This window comes from Kitasatospora sp. NPDC058190 (assembly GCF_042883685.1).
Taxonomy (GTDB): domain Bacteria; phylum Actinomycetota; class Actinomycetes; order Streptomycetales; family Streptomycetaceae; genus Kitasatospora.
In genome coordinates this window covers 1-5,810 of record NZ_JBHVVI010000237.1, presented here as the reverse complement: position 1 = coordinate 5,810, position 5,810 = coordinate 1, and the positions used below count along the sequence as shown (strand labels likewise).

Below are 5,810 nucleotides of genomic sequence, written 5' to 3'. Positions count from 1 at the left end.
GCTGGGGGCGTGCCGGTCCCGCGCTCCCCTGCGCTGTTGGGCCCCGCCTCGCCCCGGGTGTGCCGGGGGTCGGGGGGGGGGGGGCGGCCCGCCCCGCCCGCACCTCTGGGACCTTGGTGCCTCTGGGGCGCTGGCGTGACTGGGTGACCGGGGCGACCGGGGTGACCGGGGAGACCCGGGCCCCGTGAGGCCCCGGCATGGGCGGAGGGCGGAGGGCGGAGGGCGGAGGTGGCGGCGGGGGGAGGGGAGGGGAGGGGGAGGGCCCCCGAACGGCGATGTCCGATTCCCGCCAGTCACCCCCCACCCGGTGCCGCAAACTGGACAACGTGATCGACGACGACATCCGGTACCGAGCCGTGGACAGCCGCGACGCCCGTTTCGACGGGGTCTTCTTCACGGCCGTCACCTCCACCGGAATCTACTGCCGACCGAGCTGCCCCGCCGTGACCCCCAAGCGCGCCAACTGCCGCTTCTACCCCAGTGCCGCGGCCGCCCAGGGCGCGGGCTTCCGTGCCTGCCGCCGCTGCCGCCCCGACTCGGTGCCGGGCTCCCCGGAGTGGAACCACCGCGCCGACCTGGTCGGTCGCGCGATGCGCCTGATCGGCGACGGCGTGGTGGACCGTGAGGGTGTCGCGGGCCTGGCCGACCGCCTGGGCTACAGCGCCCGTCAGCTGCAGCGCCAGCTCACCGCCGAGCTCGGCGCCGGCCCGATCGCCCTGGCCCGTGCCCGCCGCGCCCAGACCGCCCGCCTCCTGTTGCAGACCACCGAGCTGCCCGTCACCGACATCGCGTTCGCGGCCGGCTTCGCCTCCGTCCGCCAGTTCAACGACACCGTCCGCGAGGTCTACGACCGCACCCCGACCGGCCTGCGCGCCGAGGTCGTGGCCGGCCGCCGCACCGCCACCCCGGCCGGCGGCCTCACCCTGCGCCTTGCCTACCGCGGCGCGATCGACAGCGACCACCTGATCGACTTCCTCGCCCTGCGTGCCGTCCCCGGCGTGGAGGAGGTCGTACCCAGCGCGCGCCCCGGCGTGCGCACCTACCGGCGCACCCTCGCGCTCCCGTACGGGCACGGCATCGCCGAAGTCGACGGCCTCGCACCGGGCGAGCCGCGCACCCGCGGCTGGCTCGACTGCCGCCTGCTGCTCGCCGACCTGCGTGACCTGCCGACGGCCGTCCAGCGCCTGCGCATCCTCTTCGACCTGGACGCCGACCCGGACACCGTCGACGAACAGCTCGGCGCCGACCCGGTGCTCGGCCCGCTGGTCCGCGAGCGCCCCGGCCTGCGCTCGCCCGGCCATGTGGATCCGCACGAGCTCGCCGTGCGCGCCGTCCTCGGCCAGCAGATCACCGTCGGTGCCGCCCGCACCCTGGCGGGCCGGCTCGCCGAGAAGTACGGCGCCGCACTGCCCGAGCCGAGTGGCGGCCTGCGGCTGCTCTTCCCGACGGCGGCGGCCCTGGCCACCGCCGACCCGGAGGACTTCGCGATGCCCGCGGCCCGTCGCCGCGCGCTCACCGGCCTGTGCGCCGCGCTCGCCGAAGGCGTGGTCCGCCTCGACAGCGGGGCCGACCGCGAGGCAGCGGCGGCCCAGCTGATGGCCCTGCCCGGGATCGGCCCCTGGACGGTCGGCTACCTGCGGATGCGGGCCCTCGCCGACCCCGACGTCTTCCTCCCCAGCGACGTGGGCGTCAAGCACGGCCTGACCAGGCTCGGCGCCGCCGGCGACCCGAAGTCCGCCGCCCACGCGGCCGGGGCCTGGGCCCCGTGGCGCTCCTACGCCGTCCACCGGCTGTGGGCCGGCCCCGCGAGCACCAGTACCAGCATCAGCATCAGTACCGGAACGGAGAACGACCCGGCATGAGCACCACCGTCTACACCACCATGGAGAGCCCCTTCGGCCAGCTGCTGCTCAGCGGTGTGCTGCCGGAGGACAGCGGTGCGGCGGCCCTGGCCACCGTCACCGCGCCCGGCCAGAAGTACGCGCTGGCCGAGCCCGCCGACGACTGGGTGCTCGACCCCGAGGCCCTCGCCGAGCCGGTGGCCCAGCTGACCGCCTACTTCGCCGGCCGGCGCACCACCTTCGACCTCCCGCTCGCGCCGGAGGGCACCGAGTTCCGCCGCCGGATCTGGGCCGCGCTGGACGAGATCCCGTACGGCACGACCGTCACCTACGGCCAACTCGCCGAGCTGGCCGGGCAGGAACCACGCATGGTGCGGGCGGTCGGCGGCGCGGTGGGCGCGAACCCGCTGCTGATCGTCCGCCCCTGTCACCGGGTGATGGGCGCCAACGGCTCGCTCACCGGCTTCGCCGCGGGCGTGGACCGCAAGCGCTGGCTGCTGGAGCTGGAGCGCGGCACCCTGTTCTGAACCCGGTGAATTCGCAGCCGGCTCAACGGCCTCTCGCCCGAGGCCGGCTGGACGGGCTCTTGAACCGAGGTGGGCTCAACTGCGCAGGTCCACCCGCCAGTTGTTGCTGCGCATGAACCGCCCGGGCGGGAACTCGAAGTCGGTCTGGCCGAGCAGGGTGAACCCGGCCTTCGCGCAGACCGCGTTGGAGGCGGGGTTGTCCACCGACGGGAACGCGTGCAGATGGCGGTGCGCGGCCTCGCGCCGGGCGGCCTCGACGGCGGCCCGGGTGGCCGCGACGGCGATGCCCCGCCCCTGGTGGCCGGGCAGCACGTTCCACCCCATCTCGTGCACGGTCTCGCCCTCCCACGTCCGGGTGCCGTAGCCGACCGTCCCGACCGCCTCGCCCTCGGGCAGCAGCACGATCCGGTACATGCAGCCCAGGGCGGACGGGACGAAGTCCAGGTAGCGCCGGTGCCGGTGGAGCAGCTGCTCCTCGGTCTCCGGTCCGCCGACGTGCTTCTTCATCTCCGGCGTGTTCACCCGGCGCAGCAGCGCGAGGTCGGCGTCCGTCCAGGGCTCGATCTGTACCTCTACGGTGGTCATGGCGGGGACGGTAGCGCCGCCGGGCCTCGGGGACCAGCGGTTTTACCGAGCGGGGCCGGTCCGCGGGCCTCGCCGGCCCGCCTCCTCGGCCCGGCTCCTTGGCCCGGCTCCCGGGCCCTGCCCGTCAGCCCTGCTCTCCGCCGCCCCCCGGCTGGGCCAGGGCCCGGGCGAGCTGTTCCAGCGCGGGCAGTGCGTGGACGACCGCCTCGCGGTCGGCCGGGGCGAGGGTGCCCAGGGCGGTGGCGATCCGGCGTTCGTGGGCGTGCTGCCAGTCGTCCAGCTGGCGCCGCCCGGCCGGGGTGAGCGCGATCCGGGCGGTGCGCCGGTCGCCGGGGTCGGCCTGGCGGTCGACGAACCCGGCCTCCAGCAGCTTCCCGACCAGACCGCTGACGGTGTTGGGGGCGAGCCGCTGCCGGGCGGCCAGCTCGCCGACCCGCAGTGGCGCGGCGGCGAGCGTCTGCAGGAGCTCGACCTGCGCCATCGGCAGGAATTCCCACGGGTAGTCGGTGCGGATGCTGCTGCGCAGTGCGCGGCGCAGCCGGGTGACGGTGTCGGTCAGCTGCCGGGCGTGCTCGACCGCCGGGTCGGGGGCTTCGGTGGCGGGGTCGGGAACATGCGGTGACGACGGCATGGCGAACAGCGTATCGCCTGGTACGGGGCGTTTCCGGCGCGCCGTCCGCCCCTCGGACGGGCCGCGGACGTAGGGTGGGACGTTTCGTATCGCAGGGCGATCAGCTCGTAGAAAGAACATATCTGCATCCGATATATTCGTCCCATGAACGCCACCGCCCTTGCCGCGCGCCTGCTCACCGAGCGGCCGCGGCCCCGCGGCGTAGCCGGCTGGCGCCACGCCCACTGGCTGGCCGTCGGCACGGTCTGCCTCGGCGCTTTCCTCGGCCAGCTCGACGCCAGCGTCATCGCTCTGGTCTTCCCCGCCCTGGGCCGGCACTTCGACGCGGGTTTCGCCGCCGTCGAATGGGTCGCGCTCGCCTACCTGCTGGTCCTGGTCGCCCTGCTGGCCCCGATCGGCTGGCTGTCCGACCTGGTCGGCCGCAAGACCATGTACATCGGCGGCTTCGCCGTCTTCGGCCTGTCCTCGCTGGGCGCCGGATTCGCCGGCGCTCTGTGGATCCTGGTCGCCTGCCGGGCCGTCCAGGCCGTCGGCGCCGCGATGATGCAGGCCAACAGCGTCGCCCTGGTCGCGCGCGGGGTCCCGGAGCACGCGATGCGCCGCGCGCTCGGCATCCAGGCCGCAGCCCAGGGCCTCGGGCTGGCGCTCGGCCCCAGCCTCGGCGGGCTGCTGGTGGAGCACGCCTCCTGGCAGTGGGTGTTCTGGGTCAACGTGCCGATCGCCGTGTTCGGCATCGTGGCCGGTTGGTACCTGCTGCCGCGCACCCGGACCTGTGCTCCGGTGGCGGTCCCGGGACCACGCGACGGAGAGCCGCGGGCGCCCCGCTTCGACCTGCCCGGCATGCTGCTGCTCACCGGCGCGACCAGCGCGCTGCTGCTCGCCCTGTCCACCGCCTCCGGCCTGCCCCTGCCCGGCTGGGCCGTCGCCGTCCTGCTGTTCGTCTCCGTCGTCCTCGCGCTGGCCCTGGTGCGCCAGGAGCGGCGGGCCGCCCGGCCGATCCTGGCGCCGGGGCTGGTGAACACCCCGGGCGTGCGGTCCGGGCTGGTGGTCGCGCTGATCGGCTACCTGCTGCTGTTCTGTCCGCTCGTGCTGGGCCCGGTGCTGCTCACCGGTGCGGGGGTGTCGACGGCTGCCGCGGGACTGGTGGTCACCATGCTGCCGGCGGCCTTCGCGGTCGCCGCGACGGTCGGCGGCGCGCTGCTGCCCCGGGGCTGGTCGGACGTGGCCAGGTGCCGCTTCGGCGCGGGCCTCGCGGGCGCCGGGCTGCTGTTGTTCGCCGTGCTGCCGGTCTCCGGTGCGGCGGTGGTGGCCCCGCTGCTGGTCGCCGGGTACGGGCTGGGCCTGTTGCTGCCCGCCAACAACGCGCTGGTGATGCGGGCGATCCCGGCCGAGTGCTCGGCGGTCGGCGGCGGCATGGTGAACATGGCGCGCAGCCTCGGCACCGCGCTCGGCATGGCGCTGTCGGTCCTCGGAGTCCACCTGGCGGGCGCGGCGTCCGGTGGGCGGACGGTGCTGGTCGTCCTGGCGGTGGTCGCGGTGGCGGCCACCGCGCTGACCGGTCCGACTCCGGCCCGTGGGAGCCTCAGGACGGGCTGACGTTCAGGGCGTCCTGGGCCCGGTTCAGGCCGAGCCGCACCAGCGTCTCCAGGGCGTCCGCGCAGCGGTCCAACACCCCCGGCATCGCGGCCAGTTCCTCGTCCGAGAACTTCTTCAGCACGTAGTCGCCGACGCTCTGCCCCTTCGGCGGACGCCCGATGCCGAACCGCAGCCGGACGAAGTCGCGGGTGCCGAGCACCTCGCCCACCGAGCGCACCCCGTTGTGCCCGCCCGGCCCGCCGCCGCGCTTCAACTTGCCGGAGCCGTACGCGAAGTCCAGGTCGTCCTGGACGACCACCAGGCGCTCGACCGGCACCCCGTAGCGGCGCAGCAGGGCGGCCACCGGGCGGCCGGACAGGTTGATGAACCACAGCGGCTTGGCCAGCAGCACCTGGCGGCCGTCCACCTCGATCTCGGCGACCACGGTGGCGAGCCCGCGCCGGCGGAACCGGGCGCCGTGGCGCTCGGCCAGCCGGTCGACGGCGAGGAAGCCCGCGTTGTGCCGGGTCAGCCGGAACCACGGGCCGGGGTTGCCCAGCCCGGCGATCAGCCAGGGTGCGTCAGGGGTCATACGGGGTTCTCCAGGAGTCGGGACGGCGGACGGCCGGGGCGCTGCGGGCGGTACGGGAC

The 5,810-nt window shown here is 75.3% G+C and carries 6 protein-coding genes; 3 read left to right on the top strand and 3 right to left on the bottom strand.

The window, feature by feature from the left end; translation table 11 throughout:
* Positions 1–275: 275 nt before the first annotated feature.
* Both ACFVWU_RS44140 and ACFVWU_RS44135 read left to right on the top strand, forming a co-directional pair.
* A complete protein-coding gene (locus tag ACFVWU_RS44140) occupies positions 276–1,862 on the top strand; it encodes a DNA-3-methyladenine glycosylase 2 family protein (RefSeq protein WP_387632204.1) in 1,587 nt (528 codons plus the stop codon).
* Entirely contained in the window at positions 1,859–2,368 is a 510-nt protein-coding gene (locus ACFVWU_RS44135) for a methylated-DNA--[protein]-cysteine S-methyltransferase (RefSeq protein WP_387632202.1), read from the top strand. Before ACFVWU_RS44140 ends, ACFVWU_RS44135 begins: the two co-directional genes overlap by 4 nt.
* Positions 2,369–2,443: 75 nt before the next feature.
* Here ACFVWU_RS44135 and ACFVWU_RS44130 read toward each other — a convergent pair whose 3' ends face one another.
* Positions 2,444–2,953, bottom strand: a complete 510-nt coding sequence (locus ACFVWU_RS44130) for a GNAT family N-acetyltransferase (protein WP_387632201.1) — start codon at positions 2,951–2,953, stop codon at positions 2,444–2,446.
* Positions 2,954–3,077: 124 nt separating this feature from the next.
* Positions 3,078–3,584, bottom strand: coding sequence for a MarR family winged helix-turn-helix transcriptional regulator (locus tag ACFVWU_RS44125; RefSeq protein WP_387632199.1), 507 nt, complete (start codon positions 3,582–3,584; stop codon positions 3,078–3,080).
* Between the two features lie 144 nt (positions 3,585–3,728).
* Here ACFVWU_RS44125 and ACFVWU_RS44120 point away from each other — a divergent pair, with 144 nt between their 5' ends.
* Positions 3,729–5,180 (top strand): MFS transporter, encoded by a 1,452-nt coding sequence (locus ACFVWU_RS44120; protein WP_387632197.1) that lies wholly within the window; start codon positions 3,729–3,731, stop codon positions 5,178–5,180.
* Here the strand turns inward: ACFVWU_RS44120 and pth are convergent.
* Positions 5,167–5,751, bottom strand: a complete 585-nt coding sequence (gene pth / locus ACFVWU_RS44115; protein WP_387632195.1) for an aminoacyl-tRNA hydrolase — start codon at positions 5,749–5,751, stop codon at positions 5,167–5,169. The genes ACFVWU_RS44120 and pth overlap by 14 nt on opposite strands.
* Positions 5,752–5,810 lie beyond the last annotated feature (59 nt).